This is a genomic window from Burkholderia sp. AU31652, assembly GCF_002223155.1.
Classification (GTDB): domain Bacteria; phylum Pseudomonadota; class Gammaproteobacteria; order Burkholderiales; family Burkholderiaceae; genus Burkholderia.
The window spans coordinates 1820095-1836875 of sequence record NZ_NKFG01000005.1 but is presented as its reverse complement, the minus strand read 5'-3'; the positions used below and the strand labels follow the sequence as shown (position 1 = coordinate 1836875).

The window sequence follows — 16781 nt, the reverse complement described above, 5'->3', positions numbered from 1 at the left end:
GAGCAGACACATGGAAGACGCAGTCATCGTTTCCGTTGCACGCACGCCGATCGGCAAGGCGTTTCGCGGCATGTTCAACGACACCGAGGCGCCCGCGCTGGGCGGCCACGTCGTGCGCACCGCGCTCGAACGCGCGGGCGTCGCGCCGGCCGACGTCGACGACGTGCTGATCGGCTGCGCCGCGCAGCAGGGCACGCAGGGCTACAACATCGGCCGCCTGTCGGCCGCGGCGGCCGGGCTGCCGGCGTCGGTGCCCGGCATGGCGATCGACCGGATGTGCTCGTCGGGCCTGATGTCGATCGCGAGCGCCGCGCGCAGCATCGGCGCGGGCGACGCACGGATCGTCGTCGCAGGCGGCGTCGAGTCGATCTCGCTCACGCAGAACAAGCACAAGAACGCGTATCGCGCGCGCTCGCAGGCCGTGCTCGACCACCAGCCGGCGGCCTACATGGCGATGATGGAAACGGCCGAGATCGTGTCGCGCCGCTACGGGATCTCGCGCGCCGCACAGGATGAGTTCGCGCTGCAGAGTCACCAGCGCACGGCCGACGCCCAGGCGGCCGGCCGCTTCGACGCGGAAATCGCGCCGCTCGACGTGCGGCGCGCGCTGTTCGACAAGGAAGGCAACCCGGCCGGCTTCGAGGACGTAAACGCCGCGCGCGACGAAGGCGTGCGTGCCGACACGACGGCCGAGCGGCTCGCGGGGCTGAAGCCGTCATGGAGCGGCGGCAAGGTCGTCGAGCAGGGCGAATTCGTGACGGCCGGCAATGCGTCGCAACTGTCGGATGGCGCGGCGGCCGTCGTCGTGATGTCGCGCAGTGAGGCGGTGCGCCGTGGGTTGACGCCGCTCGGCGCATTCCGCGGCCTCGCGGTGGCCGGCTGCGAGCCCGACGAGATGGGCATCGGCCCGGTGTTCGCGATTCCGAAGCTGCTGGCGCGCTTCGGGATGACCGTCGGCGACATCGGGCTGTGGGAGCTGAACGAGGCATTCGCGTGCCAGGCGCTGTATTGCCGCGACACGCTCGGCATTCCCGACGACCGGCTGAACGTCGATGGCGGCGCGATCGCGCTCGGCCATCCGTTCGGGATGTCGGGTACGCGGATGACGATGCACGCGCTGCTCGAAGGCGCGCGGCGCGGCGTGCGGCACGCGGTCGTGACGATGTGCATCGGCGGCGGGATGGGCGCCGCCGCGCTGTTCGAAGTCGGCGCATAGCGGTACGCGGACGAGCCGCGCTGCACAGGCGGCTCTCCATTCAGGACCATTCGAGGCCGCGGCAACGACCGACGGCCCGGAGACATGCAGGCGACGGCGGTGGGCGCGATGGCGCGAACCGTCGTCGAACGCAGACACAGGAGACAAGCGATGAAACGAACTTTGCCCGGACTCGCGATGTCGGCGCTGGTGCTCGGCGCCGCGCTGTTCGCGTTTTCGCCGCGCCCGCTGCCGGCGTTCCCGGTCACCGCGATCCACGCGGACCGGCTGCAGATCAACGGGCTCGCCCGGGCCGGCGCGCGCATCGTCGCGGTCGGCGAACGCGGCGTGATCCTGCTGAGCGACGACGCGGGCGCCCACTGGCGGCCGGCCTCGACCGCACCCGACCACGCATCGACGCTCACGCAGGTGCGCTTCATCACGCCGACGCTCGGCATCGCGGTCGGCCACGACGGCCGGATCGTGCGCAGCGACGACGCCGGCCTGCACTGGCGCGACGTGCACATGGACCACGCGCATGCCGATCCGCTGCTGTCCGTGTGGGGCACGGCCGGCGGCCCGCTGTTCGCGGCCGGCAGCTTCGGCCAGCTGCTGCGCTCGGACGACGCGGGCCTCACCTGGCAGACCGTGAAAACCCCGGCCGGCGACCGTCACCTGAACGCGATCGTCGGCGACGGCCACGGCAACCTGCTGGTCGCGGGCGAGAGCGGCACGCTGCTGCGCTCGACCGACAACGGCGCGACGTGGGACAAGCTGCCGTCGCCGTACGCCGGCTCGCTGTTCGGCGCGCTGATGCTCGCGAACGGCGACTGGGTCGCATACGGGATGCGCGGCAACGTGGTGCGCAGCACCGATCGCGGCGCGACCTGGACGCACGTCGACAGCCACGTGCCGGTGTCGTACTTCGGCGCGACCCAGCTCGCCGACGGCGAACTGGTGCTGGTGGGCCAGGGCGGCGCGATCGTCGCGTCGCGCGACGGCGGCCTGACCTTCGACGTGCGCAAGCTCGGCGGCGTGCAGAGCCTCGCGGCCGTGCTCGACATGGGCCACGGCGCGCTGCTGCTCGGCGGCGAGGCCGGCGTCGCGCCGCTCGCCGGCGCGGCTGCGTCAACGCCGTCCTGACGCGCGGCGGTCCCGCTGCCTGCTCCCGTTCGTTTCGCATCGACAAGAGAATTCCATGAACGACCTGTCACGTCCCCCTGAAGCCGTCCCCGCGTCGCGCCTCGCCGCGTTCGTCGAGCGCTGCGCCGACACGATCATCCGCCGGCGCAAGCTGCTGATGCTGCTGTGCGTCGCGGTGACGCTCGCGCTCGGGCTGTCCGCGACGCGGCTGAAGCTCGATCCGGGCTTCAACAAGATGATCCCGATGCAGCATCCGTACATGCAGGTGTTCGAGCGCTATGCGGGCGCGTTCCCCGGCGCGAACACGATCCTCGTGAGCCTGCGCTGGAAGGGCGACGGCGACATCTACAACCAGTCGTTCATGGACGCGCTGCGCCACGCGACCGACGATGTCTTCTTCATCCCGGGCGTGAACCGCTCGCGCGTGTTCTCGCTGTTCACGCCGAACGTCCACTACACCGAGGTGACCGAGGCTGGCTTTCGCGGCGACGTGGTCGTGCCGGGCCAGTTCTCGAGCGCGAATCCGGACGATCTCGCGAAGGTGCGCCGCAACGTCGCCAGTTCCGGGCAGATCGGCCGCCTCGTCGGCAACGACCTGAAGTCGGCGCTGATCCGCGCGGAGCTGCGCGAGACCGATCCGGCCACCGGCAAGCGGCTCGACTACAGCGCAGTCGCGCGCCAACTGGAGGAGATCCGCGCGAAGTACGCGAAGCAGGGGATCGACGTGAACATCATCGGCTTCGCGAAGCTGGTGGGCGACGTCGAGAGCGGCATCGCGGGCGTGATGGCGTTCTTCGCGCTCGCATTCCTCGTGACGGCCGCGCTGCTGTTTGCCTATACGCGTTCATTGAAGACCACCGTGCTGGCGCTCGTCGTCGCGCTGCTGCCGGTCGTATGGCTGCTCGGCGCGTTGCCGCTGCTCGGCCTCGGCATCGATCCGATGTCGATCCTCGTGCCGTTCCTGATCTTCTCGATCGGCGTGTCGCACGCGGTGCAGATGACCAATGCGTGGAAGCAGGCGCTGGTGCGCGGCGCGTCGTCGGTCGATGCCGCGCGCGACGCGTTCCGCAAGCTGTTCGTGCCGGGCACCGTCGCGCTGCTGACCAACGCGCTCGGCTTCATGGTGATCATGCGGATCCGGATCGACATCGTGCGCGAGCTCGGCATCACCGCGTGCCTCGGCGTGCTGCTGATGATCGTGACGAACAAGGTGTTCCTGCCGATCCTGCTGTCGTACACGCGCCTCGAGCGCGGCACGCTGGCGCGTGCGCAGCGCACGGCGGCGGCCGGCGGCAGCCGGATGTGGTCGCGCTTCGCGGTGTTCGCCCGGCCGGTGCTGGCGCTCGGCGTGTTCGCGGTGGCGCTCGCGCTGCTCGCCTACGGCACGCTCGAATCGCGCAAGCTGGAGATCGGCGACATCGGCACCGGCGCGCCGGAGCTGCGCGCGAACTCGCGCTACAACCTCGACAACGCGGCGATCACGCACCAGTACAACATCGGCGTGGACGTGCTGTCGGTGATCGTCGAGACAACCGGCTTCGACGACGCGTGCCTGCATTACCCGGTGATGAGCGCGATCGAGAAGTTCGAGATGACCATGCGCGGCGTGGCCGGCGTGCAGTCGGTGACGAGCGTGTCGTCGCAGGGCAAGGTGTTCATCGCCGCGTTCAACGAGGGCAACCCGCGCTGGGCCGCGCTGCCGCGTTCCAGCGACGGGCTCACGCAGGGCTCCAACGCGTTCGACCCCGACAACGGGATGAACACCGCGAACTGCAAGGCGATCCAGGTGCTGATCTACACGAAGAACCACGAAGGCACGACCATCGCGCACATCGTCGACGAGATCAAGCGCTTCGCGGCCGAGAACCCGACGCCGAACGTCGCGTTCCGGCTCGCGGGCGGCAACGTCGGCGTGATGGCCGCGACCAACGAGGCCGTCGGCGACGCGGAGATCGCGATGCTGCTGTCGATCTTCGGCGCGATCGCGCTGCTCTGCGCGGTCACGTTCCGCTCGTGGCGCGCGGTGCTGTGCATCATCGTGCCGCTCACGCTCGTGTCGATCCTGTGCAATGCGGTGATGGCGCGGCTCGGCATCGGTCTGAAGGTCGCGACGCTGCCGGTGATCACGCTCGGCGTGGGCGTGGGGGTCGACTACGGGATCTACCTGTACGAGCGCCTGCAGCACGACCTCCGCCACGGCGCGACGCTGCCGGACGCGTTCGCCGACGCGATGCGCCAGCGCGGCACGGCGGCGCTGTTCACGGCCGTCACGATGTTCATCGGCGTCGGCACGTGGGCGTTCTCCGCGCTGAAGTTCCAGGTCGACATGGGCGTGCTGCTCGCGTTCATGTTCCTCGTGAACCTGTTCGGCGCTGTGTTCCTGCTGCCCGCGCTCGCCGCATGGCTCGGCGTCGAGCGGGCCGAGCGCCGCGTGGCGCACCGGCAGCAGCCGTCACCGGCGGCCCCGGCGCCGCTGAAGCCGTCGCCCGCGCTCGAATCCGGCAATCCGATGCGCTGACCGGCGCCCTCATTTCCCCCGCGCGCGGCCGGCCGCCGCGCGCTCTCCACAAGAGGAGTCAACCCACATGTCCGCACGCCCCTACAAGATCGAAGCCCAGCCGCTCGCACAGCGCTATGCGCGCGGCTGGCACTGCCTCGGGCTCGCCCGCGATTTCAAGGACGGCAAGCCGCACACGCTGAACGCGTTCGGCCGCAAGCTCGCCGCGTTCGCCGATTCGACCGGCAAGGTCAACGTCGTCGACGCCTACTGCCCGCACATGGGCGCCGACCTGAGCCTCGGCACGGTGCAGGGCGACCACCTCGTGTGCCCGTTCCACGGCTGGGCGTGGAGCGGCGAAGGGCAGTGCGCATCGATCCCGTACTGCAAGCGGATCCCGCCGAAGGCGCGCATCGGCGCCTGGCCGACCTGCGAGGAAAACAACCTGCTGTTCGTGTGGAACGACCCGGAAGGCAACGCGCCGCCGCCGGAAGTCGCGATTCCGCGGCTCGACGTGTGCTTCTCCGACGAATGGTCGGACTGGGTCGTCGACAAGATGGTGATCCAGGCCAACTGCCGCGAGCTGGTCGACAACATCTCGGACGTCGCGCACTTCGCGACCGTGCATCGCGCGCCGATCGACTATTTCGCGAACCTGTTCGAGGATCACAAGGCGACGCAGCTGATGGTCGGCCGCAGCGAGAAGCTCGGCGGTGATGCGCTGACCGCGCTGTCGACGTATTTCGGGCCGGCCGTGCACATCACGCAGATGACGGGGCAGAGCGGCGGGCAGCCGATCCACTCGGTGCTGCTGAACTGCCACGTGCCGATCGACATGAACAGTTTCGAGCTGCGTTACGGCGTGATCGTGAAGAAGGTGGCCGGGCTGACCGACGCGCAGAACATGGAGATCGCGAACGCGTACGTGAAGGAGGCGCAGCGCGCGTTCTACGAGGACGTCGACATCTGGCACAGCAAGACGCGGATCGACAACCCCCTGCTGTGCGAAGGCGACGGGCCGCTGTACCAGATGCGCGACTGGTATTCGCAGTTCTATCTGGACGTGGCGGACGTGCGGCCGACGAGCGTCGCGCGCAAGGCATTCGAAATGCGGATTCGCGAAGGCGCCGCGCCGCCGGCGCTGCATCACGTGTTCGAGCCGCAGTAAAAACCCGGCGGGCCGGCCGAAAAAGGGGGCGCATCGAAATACGTGCCGTCGGCCGGCAACACCCGCTGCGCAAGGCGCACGCGGCGGGCAGGCTTGTGCGCCGCATCAAAAAGACTTGACGAAGCGACTGCCATCGCGTAGTGTCCATGGCCGAAGTGTTCAAGAAGTTCGATTGCTCATCATTGGCCGCACTCCGTGCGGCAGTCGTTGGTCTATCCCTCTTTTGATTCTTTATGTGCCCGTCGCGGGCGCATGTTCAATTATTCGTCATTTGTATTAAGGAAGTATTTGTGGATACCGGTACCGTCAAGTGGTTCAACGAAACCAAGGGCTTTGGTTTCATCTCCCCGGACAACGGCGGCGACGATCTGTTCGCCCATTTCTCGGAAATTCGCGGCACGGGCTTCAAGACCCTGGCCGAAGGCCAGAAGGTCAGCTTCGAAGTGAAGCGCGGCCCGAAGGGTCTGCAAGCGTCGAACATCACGCCGCAGTAAGCCGCATCGGCAACGGGCCGCCACACGGTGGCCGCTGCCGGATGGATTGGCGCGCAGGGCGCCGCTTTGGCGGCAGCCGGCGCGTTCCGATGCGCACGACCGATGCATCGCGACATTCGCGATGCATCGGTCGTGACGCTTCCCTCATCGCATGCGTGACCCGCGTGCGACGCAACGCCTTCGTGGAGCGCCTGTCGCTTCGCGAGCGCATCACCGCTTCAACGCATCAACCTGAGCAGACCGCCGCCATGCCGTAGCAGGCGCGGTCCCGACTTGCGCGGCGCTCCATGCGCCGCCGCCACCGACCGCCTGAACGCCGCATCGCGCCGGGCTCCGATCACAAGACAGACCCTGGGTCCGTCTGAACGAACCGACACCCGGCAGCCTGCCGGTCGCCGTCCCGTTGCGGGAAACGGCGCCGGGCAGATCGCCGCGGCCGCGGTCAATCACCTTGTCTGGAGGAATTGGTTTGGCAAAAGAAGAACTGCTGGAACTCGACGGGATCGTCGACGAAGTGCTGCCGGACAGCAAATACCGTGTCACGCTGGAAAACGGCGTCGTGGTCGGCGCGTACGCGTCGGGCCGCATGCGCAAGAACCACATCCGCATTCTCGCGGGTGACCGCGTGACCCTGGAACTGTCGATGTACGACCTCACCAAGGGGCGCATCAACTTCCGTCACAAGGACGCGAATTCGCCGCGTCCGCCGCGAACCGGCCAGCCGCGCCGTTAAGCGGTAACGATCGGCGCGGGCACGCAGCACCGCCTCGCCAATCGAATCCCGTCCGGCCGACGAGGCCGGACGAACCGGGTGGGCGACACATCGCGTGCCGTTCACCGGTCGCCGGCGGCATCGTCATGCCGCGGCGGCCAATACCGCCTTCACCGGCCGCCGCGCGTGCGCAACGCTCAGGCGGCCGCGTCCCGCAGGAAATCCTCGACGATCATCGCGACATACGGCGGACCTTCCTGCATCGGGTGATGTCCGCAATTCGGTATCGTCACGAGCCGCGCGTTCGGATGCCATGCGAGGAAGGTCGCCTGCATCGCCGCGGCGTCGAGCCCGCGGATCCTTGTCGCCGACGATCACCGGGAAGCGCGTGTCGAGCCCGCGGATGTCGTCGACGAAATCCGTGCCGGTCAGCATGTCGAGACACGCGAGCCGGCAAGCCGGCGCCACGCGCGCGGTTCTGCGGCAGCTTCACGTCGGCCCAGCGAGCCGACAGTCCCCCCGTCACGAATCGCACGAGCCGGCGAAACGCATCGTCATCGACGGTCGTCTCGGCGATCGGCGCGTGATGCGACCTGCTTGCACGGTCGACGATGAAGTTGAAACGGTCGACGCCCCAGTCTGGGAGGGCCTCGTGCAACGGGCCGGCAAGCGGTCGAACGCGCACACCGCCACACGGTTCGCATGCAGCTTTACGCGCGGGCCGGCGCGGTCGTACACTCGTCGGCAATCTCGGCCCGCGCCGTAGCTTTCAATCCCTTCAGCAGCTTTCAGCGGGCCGACGATCGTGCCAGCCGGACTTTCGTCGCGCGACGCCAGGAGGCGCCATGAGTGCAGACGCAGCCCCCGCATCCCCGTCGGTTCAGGACCGCATCCAGCACGTGTTCGTGCTGATGCTCGAGAACCGTTCCTTCGATCACCTGTTCGCGCTGTCGGGCTATCCCGACATCGTCGCCGCGTCGCCGGGTAACAGCAATGCGTACGGCGATGCGGTCTATCCGTTCGGCGGCGGCGCGCCCGACCGGATGCCGACCGATCCGTGCCACGAATTCACGGACGTGCTCGAGCAGCTGTGCGGCGCGAGCGTGCCGTTCGTGAAAGGGCAGCCGTATCCGCCGGTCGTCAACACCGGGTTCGTGTCGAATTACGCGACCTCGCGTTCCGAAGGCACACCGCCGCAGCCGGCCGACGCGGGCAAGATCATGCAGGGCGTCGATATCGCGACGCAGGCGCCGTCGCTGCACGCGCTCGCGAACGCGTTCGTTCTGTGCGACGCGTGGCATGCGTCGATGCCGGGGCCGACCTGGCCGAACCGCTTTTTCCTGCACGGTGCGTCGTCGGCCGGGCTCGACCATTCGCCGACCAAGGAAGAAATGGCCGGATGGGACGCGTTCAACGGCTTTCCGTATCCGAAGGGGTCGATCTTCGCCGCGCTCGGCGACGACAACTGGCGCATCTACCAGGACCAGACCGGCGACCCGCTCGGCCACGTGCCGCAGGTCGCGTCGCTGAAGGGCATCAGCTTCTTCGACATCGACGACCTCGCCCATTTCGAGGCCGATCTCGCGGCCGGCTATACGGCGCGCTACACGTTCATCGAGCCCGGTTACGGCGACATCGTGCACGGCACTTACCAGAACGGCAGCTCGCAACACCCGATGGACGGCCTCGCCGGCGGCGACCAGCTCGCCGCGCGCGTGTACAACGCGATCCGCCAATCGCCGGTATGGAACAGCAGCCTGCTCGTGATCTGTTACGACGAGCACGGCGGCTTCTACGATTCGGTCAGGCCGGGCGCCGCGCCGCCGCCGAACGACGGCGCGGCGGCAACGCTGAATGCGAGCGGCTTCGGATTCGACGTGTATGGCGTGCGGGTGCCGGCGATCGTGATTTCGCCGTGGGTCGCGGCCGGGCAGGTCGACCATACGCCGTACGATCATGCATCGGTTGCCGCAACGCTCGAGCGGCTGTTCGGCCTCGCGCCGCTGACGGATCGCGACCGTCTCGCGAACGACCTGCTGGCGCTCGTCTCCACGACGTGCCGCAGCGACTGCCCGCAAAGGATCGGATCATGAGTACGACACCGGCCTTCGACCCGCGCGATGCGCTGCCCGTGCGCGACGGCACGAGCCTGATCGCCTATCTGCACATCCTGAAGAAAGCGCATGCGGCGCTGGTCGGCCATGACAAGGCCCATCAGCGCTTCAGCGAGATCGTGACGCGCGGGCAGGCGCGGCAATACATCGAGGAACTGATGCCGTCGCTGTTGCAGGCGCGTGAAGCGCATCGGCGCAAGCGGCACGGCGGGAAGCATCGCTGAAGTCGGCGGGCGATGCATGATCGAGGTGACTCGATCCGCGCATCCGAAATGAAAACGGGGCTTGCGCCCCGTTTCCCGCCGCTTCCGGACGATGGCCGGCCGCGTTCGTTCAGGCCGCCACTGCCCGTGCTCGCACCATCGTCAGCGCCGCATCCTCGATCATGTCCTCCTGCCCGCCGACGAGCCGCTGCCGCCCCAGCTCGACGAGGATGTCGCGCGCCGGAATCCCGTACTTCGCTTCCGCGCGCTTCGCGAACAGCAGGAACGACGAGTAGACGCCCGCATAGCCGAGCGTCAGCGCATCGCGGTCGAGGCGGATCGGCGCGTCCATGATCGGCACGACGAGATCCTCGGCGACGTCCGAGATTGCGAACACGTCGACACCCGTTTCGATCCCCATCCGGTCGCACACCGCGACGAACACTTCCATCGGCGTGTTGCCCGCACCGGCGCCGAGGCCGGCCGCGGCCGCATCGATCCGGTTCGCGCCGGCGGCAACCGCCGCGACCGAGTTCGCGACGCCCATCGCGAGGTTGTGGTGGCCGTGGAAGCCGAGTTCCGTCTCCGGCTTCAGCGCGTCGCGCACCTGGCTGATCCGCGCGGTCACGTCATCCGGCAGCATGTGGCCGGCCGAATCGGTGATGTAGATGCAGTTCGCGCCATACGACTCCATCAGCTTCGCCTGCACGACGAGCTGCGCCGGCGACGACATGTGCGCCATCATCAGAAAGCCGACCGTATCGAGCCCGAGCGTGCGCGCGAGGCCGATGTGCTGCTCCGACACGTCCGCCTCGGTGCAGTGCGTCGCGACGCGGATCGTGCCGACGCCGAGTGCGTGCGCCATGCGCAGATGCTCGACGGTGCCGATACCTGGCAGCAGCAGCGCCGACACCTTCGCCTGCTTCAGCTCCGGAATCACGGCGCTGAGGTATGCCTCGTCGGTGTGCGCGGGGAACCCGTAGTTGACCGACGCGCCGCCGAGCCCGTCGCCGTGCGTGACCTCGATCAGCGGCACGCCGGCCGCGTCGAGCCCGCGCGCGATGTTGCGCATCTGGTCGAGCGTGATCTGGTGGCGCTTCGGGTGCATCCCGTCGCGCAGCGACATGTCGTGGACGGTGATCTTCTTGCCTGCAAGTGACATCGCGTGGCTCCTCAACTCAAGCGGTGGCGGCCGTCGCGGCCAGCATCTGTTCGGCGAAACGCTCGGCCGTGGCGGCCGCGGCGGCGGTCATGATGTCGAGGTTGCCCGCGTATTTCGGCAGGTAATCGCCGAGCCCTTCGACTTCCATGAAGACGGACACGCGATTGCCGTCGAACACGGGGCCGTTCTTCAGCGTATAGCCGGGCACGTAGCGCTGCACTTCCTTGACCATCGCATGCACGGACGCGGTGATCGCATCGACGTCGGGCGGGCCGTCGGTCAGGCAGTGGATCGTGTCGCGCATGATCAGCGGCGGCTCGGCCGGGTTGATCACGATGATCGCCTTGCCCTTGCGTGCGCCGCCGACCTGTTCGATCGCACCGGACGTCGTGCGCGTGAATTCGTCGATGTTCTTGCGCGTGCCGGGGCCGACCGAGCGCGACGACACGGTCGCGACGATCTCGCCGTACGCGACCGGTTGCACGCGCGATACCGCGTACACCATCGGGATCGTCGCCTGGCCGCCGCACGTGACCATGTTCACGTTCGCCTGCGCGCTGTCGAGATGCGCGTCGAGGTTCACCGGCGGCACGCAATATGGCCCGATCGCGGCGGGCGTCAGGTCGATCATCTTCACGCCGAGCGCGGTGAGCTTGTCGGAGTTGTCGCGGTGCACGTACGCCGACGTCGCGTCGAACGCGATGCGGATGTCGTCGGCTGCCACGTGCGGCAGCAGCCCGTCGACGCCCTTGTCGGTGGTCTTCAGGCCGAACTCGCGCGCCCGCGCGAGGCCGTCGGACGCCGGATCGACGCCGACCATCCACACGGGTTCGAGCACCGGCGAGCGGCGCAGCTTGTAGAGCAGGTCGGTGCCGATGTTGCCCGGCCCGATCAGTGCGCATTTGATTTTCTTCATCAGGATTTTTCCTTTAGATAAAGCGGACGTCGCAGCTGCCGATGCCGGAGATGTGCATCGACAGCGCGTCGCCGGCCGTGACCGGAATCAGTTTCGCGAGCGAGCCCGACAGTACGATCTCGCCGGCGAGCAGCGGCACGTCGTACGCGGCTAGCGTGTTCGCGAGCCACGCGACCGCGTCGGCGGGGTGGCCGAGCGCCGCGTCGCCGCGGCCCTGCGCGACTTGCTCGCCGTTCTTCTCGATCGTCATCTCGCACGCGGCGAGATCGAGCGTGCGCGGATCGACGCGTGCATCGCCGAGCACGTACACGCCGCACGACGCGTTGTCGGCGACGGTGTCCTCGATGCGGATCGCCCAGTCGCGGATGCGCGAATCGACGATCTCGAAGCAGGGCGCGACGGCGGCGGTCGCGGCGATCACGTCGGTGCGGTCGATGCCGGGGCCGCGCAGGTCGCGCGCGAGGATGAACGCGATCTCGCCCTCGGCGCGCGGCGCGATCAGCGAATCGGCGGCGATCGCTTCGCCGGCCGCGTAGTGCATGCCCGACAGCAGGATGCCGAAATCGGGCTGGCGCACGTTCAGCATGTCCTGCACGGCCTGGCTCGTCACGCCGATCTTCTTGCCGACCACGGCCTCGCCGTGTTCGATGCGGCATTCGATGAAGCGCTGCTGGATGCGGTACGCGTCGTCGAGCGACAGGCGGCGCGGGCGGCTCGACAGCGGCGCGACCGGCGCACGCGCGTGCCACGCGGCGTACAGCTCGTCGCCGAGCGTCGTATGCAGGCGGGAAGACATGAAAGGGCCCTCGAATCTCGAATGAATCGAATGGAACAGGCCGCCGTCGCGGGCGGCGCCGGGCGCCGGAGTGAGGCTCCGGCGCGTGGGGCGCGGGCGTGCCGCGTCGGCGGGTTGCTTAGTTACCCGAACTGCGGATCGCGTCCGGCGAGAAGTACGCCTCGTTGAACTGCGGGCTGTTGTCGAGCTTCGGCATCGGGCCTTCGTTCGTCAGGCGGTCGGCCATGTACGCGCCGGAGATCAGGTCATGAAAGAACACGACGCCCGGGTAGAACACCTTCGCGTCATACGCGTACAGCGTCGTCGCGACGTTGGTGCGCCACAGCTGGCCGCGCGCGTCGTAGTTGTCAGCGAGCAGCGTCATCCACGAATCCTCGTCGATGTACAGCACGCGCTTCGCATACTGGTGGCGGTAGTTGCTCTTCAGCGTCGCCTGCAGCACCCACACGCGATGCAGCTCGTAGCGAATATACGACGGGTTCTCGTGGCCCTTGGTCAGCAGGTCCGCGTACTTCACCGAGCTGTCCATCGCCTTGTAGTTGTCGTACGGCACGTAGATCTCGCGCTTGCCGACGATCTTCCAGTCGTAGCGGTCGCCGGGGCCGTTGTACAGGCGGTCGTCGTCGACGGTGCGGAAGCCGCCCGGGCCCTGCGGCTGGTCGTAGCCGTACTCGGGTGCCTGGCGCACGCGCCGCGTGCCGGGGTTGTACATCCAGGTGCGCGACGAGTTGTCCGCGCCGGCCTTGTCCCAGTTCGTGAAGCCGACGATCAGCGACCCGCGGTCGGACAGCGGCAGCTCCGTCGCGTTGCGGTAGTACGTGCGGTTGTTCAGGTCGCTCTTCACGTCGTACTTGCCGGCGTTGCGCGGCGAGTAGATGTCGTAGCGCACCTTGCCCCATGCGATGTTGCCGTCCGAGTACACGACCGCCTGGTCGTAGGTCGCCTGCTCGGCGCCGATCGCCGACGAGAAGCGCTGGTTCCACAGCAGCTCGGCGGCCGTTTTCGGGATCGGGTAGGGCACCGTCGGCGGCGCGTTCGTGAGGCCGTTCGCGTCGGATGTCATCGTCGAATCCGGCGCGTACGTGCGGATGTCCTTGTACACGGCATCCGCGTAGCGGAAGTCGCGATGGCTCGGATAGACGATGATCTTGAACGTGGCCGGGTAGCGCTTGAACATCGCCTTCTGGCCGTCGGTCAGGTGCTCGGCGTACTGCGCCATGTTCTCCGCGGTGATCGTCGCGACCGGCTTCTCGCCCGCGAACGGATCGGGGTAGCGGTTGCCGCGCTTGTACTGCACGTCCGGCGGCGTGCCGAGCCACTTGCCCGACCACTCGGGCACGCCGCTGTCCTTGCTCGCGGCGCGCACCGCGCCCATCGGCGTCAGCGGGCCGTCGAGCGCCTTCAGGTCGTCCGGCGTGACCTTCGGGTACGACGCCGTCGCGACGACCGCGCACGTGGCCATCACCGACGCGCGCAGGAGGGGGAGATGAATGCGTTTCATATCGATCCTCATAGTGCTGAATGACGAGCGGCCGGGCCGCTCAGAAGTGGTAGGTCGCCGTGGCCAGCACGTAGTCGCGATCCGCGAGCGGGCGCGTGACCGGGTTCGGCGAGCCGAGGAACTTCGCGTAGACGAGCGACAGCTGCAGGTTGCTCAGGCGCGTGAAGGTCACGCCGGCCGTCACGCGATGGTCGCCCTGGCCGGTCAGCGAGCCGAGCGCGCCGGCGAGCGGCGACGTGCCCGTCAGGTCGTGCGTGTAGGTCAGCGGCACGTCGAGATCCCAGCCGTTGAACACGTTCTTGTAGCTGAGCGTCCACGCGATCTCCATCGCGAGCGCGTTGCGCGAATTCGCGAGCGTGGTCGAGCCGTCGAGCTCGGAGATGCTGCCGGCATGCACGTACGTGAGTTCGCCGATCAGCGACTGCGAATTCGCGAGGAAGCTCGGCCCGATCGAGTAGATGCCGGACAGGTTCGTCTGCAGCACGTTCGCGCGGGTCGACTGCGGGCCCGCCGGCGTGTTGACGAGGACGGCCGCGCCCTGGCGGTACGACACTTCGCCCGCGACGTTCACCGGGCCGACCTGCGTCGAGAAGCTCGCGCCGGTCAGCTTGATGTTGCTGAAATACTTCTGCTGGTACTGGAGCGTCGGGAAGTAGGTCGTGACGACGCTCGGGTTCATGTCGTTGTAGTGCAGGTGGTACAGGCCGAGCTCGGTGTCGCCGAGCACGCGGAAGCGCGCGCCGATCCCCCACTGGTTGCGCGCGCTCGGCTTGTCGTCGGGGCCGCGCGGAATGATCATCCCGCCCGGGCCGATGATGAACTGCGCGCCGGGGCCCGTGACGTCCGAATAGCTCCAGTACGTGCCGGGCGCGGTCAGCCGGTTCTGCTGATACGAGAACTGGTAGTAGCCGAGCAGGCTGAAGTTCGGCGTGATCTGCCACTGCGTCGAGATCTGCGGCACCGGCAGCAGGATGTCCTTCACTTCGGCGCCGGCCATGTACGACTTGGTCGCGTCGGACGGCCCCTGTGCGCCGGCGATGTTCGGGAAGAACAGGCTTTCGCCCCATGCGACGACCTGGTCGCCGACCTTCACGTTCAGGCTCGTCGAGCCGATCTTGAACGTGTTGTACGCGTATGCGGCCAGCAGCGTCGTGTGGCCGCCCGACCAGTAGCGCGCGTCGCTCGTGAAGTTGTTGTACTGGCCCGACTGGTTCACGGTGCCCGGCGCGTCGTTGTAGTTCGGGCGGCGATACGCCTGGTCGTAGAACGTGTCGGCGCGCACGAACACGCCCCAGTCGTCGTGCTTCAGGTTCACTTCGCCGAGCAGGCTGACCTGGTTCTCGATCAGCTTGTTCTTCGCGAAGTTGCGGTCGCCGTCGTCGCCGTTGATGTTCGCCGGCGTGAGGAGATTGCCGCTCGGTGCGCGGGTGCGCATGCCGAGGCCGTAACTGAGCGTGAACGTGTAGTCCAGCGTCGTGTCGGCGCCCAGCTCGATCGTGCTGCCTGCATGTGCGCCGGGAGCGGCACACGCGAGCAGCGCGGCGGCCAGCGTCGACAGCGTGGCGGTTGCCCGCTTGTCGGTACGGCGCGAAATCCGTTGATGCATGGTGTCTCCTCTTGGGGTATCGACGACGGTCGACTGTGTGTGTTGTCGTGAGAGGCAGAGTAGGGAGATCGCGGTAGCAGGGAATCGTCAAAATGAACTAGATGACTTCCCTAGGGCCTGTTCACGCTAATAACGGGCTTGCGCTGGCCCCCAGAAGGGCCGAGCGCAAGGAATGCGACGAAGCGAATACTCAACGTATTCGCAAGGAGCATGACGCGGCGATCGGCCCTTCTGGGGGCCAGCCCCACGAGAGAATTTTTCCAAACAGGGGAACGTGCCTTTCCGCCCGCATTGCGGCGTCGTTCGTCGTTGCAATAGCTACGGCTATTGCGCCTCCTCTCTCCTTGCACTGCGGGCGGAAAGGCACGTTCGCAAGCCCGTTATTAGCGTGAACAGGCCCTAGGACTGGCAACGATTCGTGCGGCACCGATTTGCCGTGCGTGCATCAACGTGCGGCCACCTGCGCGGCCGACAGGAACGCGGGCCGCTCGCCGCCGCCGTCGAGCCGCAGGTTTGCACCCGACGTGTACGACGCGTCGGACGACGCGAGGAACAGGCACGCGGCGGCGACGTCGTCGGGGGTCGCGAGCCGGCCGGCGGGAATCGTCGCGCGGATCGCGTCGAGCGCATCGTCGTCGCCGTAGTGGCCTTCGGTGGCCGATTCCGTCTGCACGAGGCTCGGGCTGATCGCGCACACGCGCACGCGCGGCGCCCACTCGACCGCGAGCGACGTGACCGCGTTGACGAGGCCGGCTTTCGCGGCGCCGTATGCGGCCGTGCCGGGCGACGGACGCGACGCGCTGACGCTCGCGATGAACAGCATCACGCCGCCTTCGGGCTGCGGCTGCATGATCGCGTTCACGCGCTGCGCGAGCTGCAGCGGCGCGATCAGGTTCAGCCGCACGATCGATTCGGTGAAGCGCGGTGATGCATCGGCCGCGAGCGCGAACGGCGAGCCGCCTGCGTTGTTGACGAGCACGTCGAGGCGGCCGGCCGCCGCGCGAATCGTCGCGAGCATCGCGTCGACCTGTTCGATGTCGCGCAGGTCGGCCGCGACGAACGTCGCCGTGCGGCTGCCGTCCGCGGGCGGCGTGTCGGGCGCGCTGCGTCCGCAGACGAACACGCGCGCGCCTGCCGCGAGAAACCATTCGGCGATGCGCCGCCCGATGCCCTTGGTGCCGCCCGTCACGAGCACCGTCTTGCCGCTGTAGTCGAATCCGTTCATCGTTGCCTCCGTTTCGGTGGGCCGATGATAGGAAGAAGCGCGCGCGGCT

Annotated in this window: 15 protein-coding genes; 8 read left to right on the top strand and 7 right to left on the bottom strand. The window is 67.9% G+C overall.

All coding sequences use genetic code 11. The features are described 5' to 3' along the window. Window positions 1–10 precede the first annotated feature (10 nt). The 6 genes from CFB40_RS25780 (at window position 11) to infA (ending at window position 7230) form a co-directional block, all read left to right on the top strand. Window positions 11–1216: an acetyl-CoA C-acyltransferase gene (locus CFB40_RS25780; protein ID WP_089427371.1), complete on the top strand. Its 1206-nt coding sequence runs from the start codon at window positions 11–13 to the stop codon at window positions 1214–1216. A 150-nt stretch (window positions 1217–1366) separates the two neighbouring features. Continuing rightward, complete coding sequence (locus CFB40_RS25775; protein WP_089429088.1) at window positions 1367–2338, top strand: WD40/YVTN/BNR-like repeat-containing protein; 972 nt, start codon at window positions 1367–1369, stop codon at window positions 2336–2338. A 55-nt stretch (window positions 2339–2393) separates the two neighbouring features. Then, window positions 2394–4856 (top strand): efflux RND transporter permease subunit, encoded by a 2463-nt coding sequence (locus CFB40_RS25770; protein ID WP_089432767.1) that lies wholly within the window; start codon window positions 2394–2396, stop codon window positions 4854–4856. A gap of 67 nt (window positions 4857–4923) precedes the next feature. Continuing rightward, window positions 4924–6003, top strand: coding sequence for a Rieske 2Fe-2S domain-containing protein (locus CFB40_RS25765; RefSeq protein ID WP_089427373.1), 1080 nt, complete (start codon window positions 4924–4926; stop codon window positions 6001–6003). 290 nt (window positions 6004–6293) lie between these two features. After that, window positions 6294–6497, top strand: a complete 204-nt coding sequence (locus CFB40_RS25760; protein WP_006483056.1) for a cold-shock protein — start codon at window positions 6294–6296, stop codon at window positions 6495–6497. A gap of 469 nt (window positions 6498–6966) precedes the next feature. Further along, the gene (gene infA / locus CFB40_RS25750) at window positions 6967–7230 is read left to right on the top strand and encodes a translation initiation factor IF-1 (RefSeq protein WP_048251091.1); all 264 of its coding nucleotides are present in this window, start codon (window positions 6967–6969) and stop codon (window positions 7228–7230) included. A 123-nt stretch (window positions 7231–7353) separates the two neighbouring features. On the opposite strand, the gene CFB40_RS38800 is transcribed toward infA, so the two are convergent. Beyond that, window positions 7354–7644, bottom strand: a complete 291-nt coding sequence (locus tag CFB40_RS38800; protein WP_179255306.1) for a hypothetical protein — start codon at window positions 7642–7644, stop codon at window positions 7354–7356. Window positions 7645–8054: 410 nt separating this feature from the next. Here CFB40_RS38800 and CFB40_RS25740 point away from each other — a divergent pair, with 410 nt between their 5' ends. Next, window positions 8055–9302 (top strand): alkaline phosphatase family protein, encoded by a 1248-nt coding sequence (locus CFB40_RS25740; RefSeq protein ID WP_089432765.1) that lies wholly within the window; start codon window positions 8055–8057, stop codon window positions 9300–9302. Beyond that, window positions 9299–9547, top strand: coding sequence for a hypothetical protein (locus CFB40_RS25735; RefSeq protein ID WP_089427378.1), 249 nt, complete (start codon window positions 9299–9301; stop codon window positions 9545–9547). The genes CFB40_RS25740 and CFB40_RS25735 overlap by 4 nt, the downstream gene beginning before the upstream one ends. 109 nt (window positions 9548–9656) lie before the next feature. Here the strand turns inward: CFB40_RS25735 and dmpG are convergent, their stop codons facing one another. From dmpG to CFB40_RS25705, 6 genes are all read right to left on the bottom strand, one after another. Next, entirely contained in the window at window positions 9657–10688 is a 1032-nt protein-coding gene (dmpG, locus tag CFB40_RS25730) for a 4-hydroxy-2-oxovalerate aldolase (RefSeq protein WP_089432764.1), read from the bottom strand. A 16-nt stretch (window positions 10689–10704) separates the two neighbouring features. After that, window positions 10705–11604 (bottom strand): acetaldehyde dehydrogenase (acetylating), encoded by a 900-nt coding sequence (locus tag CFB40_RS25725; RefSeq protein WP_046547936.1) that lies wholly within the window; start codon window positions 11602–11604, stop codon window positions 10705–10707. Window positions 11605–11617: 13 nt separating this feature from the next. Then, on the bottom strand, window positions 11618–12400 hold the full coding sequence (dmpE, locus tag CFB40_RS25720) for a 2-oxopent-4-enoate hydratase (protein ID WP_089432763.1): 783 nt from the start codon (window positions 12398–12400) through the stop codon (window positions 11618–11620). A gap of 118 nt (window positions 12401–12518) precedes the next feature. Beyond that, complete coding sequence (locus tag CFB40_RS25715) at window positions 12519–13901, bottom strand: DUF1329 domain-containing protein (RefSeq protein ID WP_089432762.1); 1383 nt, start codon at window positions 13899–13901, stop codon at window positions 12519–12521. Between the two features lie 40 nt (window positions 13902–13941). After that, complete coding sequence (locus tag CFB40_RS25710; RefSeq protein ID WP_089432761.1) at window positions 13942–15507, bottom strand: DUF1302 domain-containing protein; 1566 nt, start codon at window positions 15505–15507, stop codon at window positions 13942–13944. A gap of 445 nt (window positions 15508–15952) precedes the next feature. Then, entirely contained in the window at window positions 15953–16732 is a 780-nt protein-coding gene (locus CFB40_RS25705; RefSeq protein ID WP_089433313.1) for an SDR family oxidoreductase, read from the bottom strand. Window positions 16733–16781 lie beyond the last annotated feature (49 nt).

Coding starts and splice junctions, on each gene's coding strand:
- CFB40_RS25735 (WP_089427378.1), top strand. CDS start 9,299: ATGAGTACGACACCGGCCTTCGACCCGCGCGATGCGCTGCCCGTGCGC.
- CFB40_RS25770 (WP_089432767.1), top strand. CDS start 2,394: ATGAACGACCTGTCACGTCCCCCTGAAGCCGTCCCCGCGTCGCGCCTC.
- CFB40_RS25725 (WP_046547936.1), bottom strand. CDS start 11,604: ATGAAGAAAATCAAATGCGCACTGATCGGGCCGGGCAACATCGGCACC.
- CFB40_RS25765 (WP_089427373.1), top strand. CDS start 4,924: ATGTCCGCACGCCCCTACAAGATCGAAGCCCAGCCGCTCGCACAGCGC.
- dmpE (WP_089432763.1), bottom strand. CDS start 12,400: ATGTCTTCCCGCCTGCATACGACGCTCGGCGACGAGCTGTACGCCGCG.
- CFB40_RS25705 (WP_089433313.1), bottom strand. CDS start 16,732: ATGAACGGATTCGACTACAGCGGCAAGACGGTGCTCGTGACGGGCGGC.
- CFB40_RS25715 (WP_089432762.1), bottom strand. CDS start 13,901: ATGAAACGCATTCATCTCCCCCTCCTGCGCGCGTCGGTGATGGCCACG.
- CFB40_RS25710 (WP_089432761.1), bottom strand. CDS start 15,507: ATGCATCAACGGATTTCGCGCCGTACCGACAAGCGGGCAACCGCCACG.
- CFB40_RS25740 (WP_089432765.1), top strand. CDS start 8,055: ATGAGTGCAGACGCAGCCCCCGCATCCCCGTCGGTTCAGGACCGCATC.
- CFB40_RS25780 (WP_089427371.1), top strand. CDS start 11: ATGGAAGACGCAGTCATCGTTTCCGTTGCACGCACGCCGATCGGCAAG.
- dmpG (WP_089432764.1), bottom strand. CDS start 10,688: ATGTCACTTGCAGGCAAGAAGATCACCGTCCACGACATGTCGCTGCGC.
- CFB40_RS25775 (WP_089429088.1), top strand. CDS start 1,367: ATGAAACGAACTTTGCCCGGACTCGCGATGTCGGCGCTGGTGCTCGGC.
- CFB40_RS38800 (WP_179255306.1), bottom strand. CDS start 7,644: ATGCTGACCGGCACGGATTTCGTCGACGACATCCGCGGGCTCGACACG.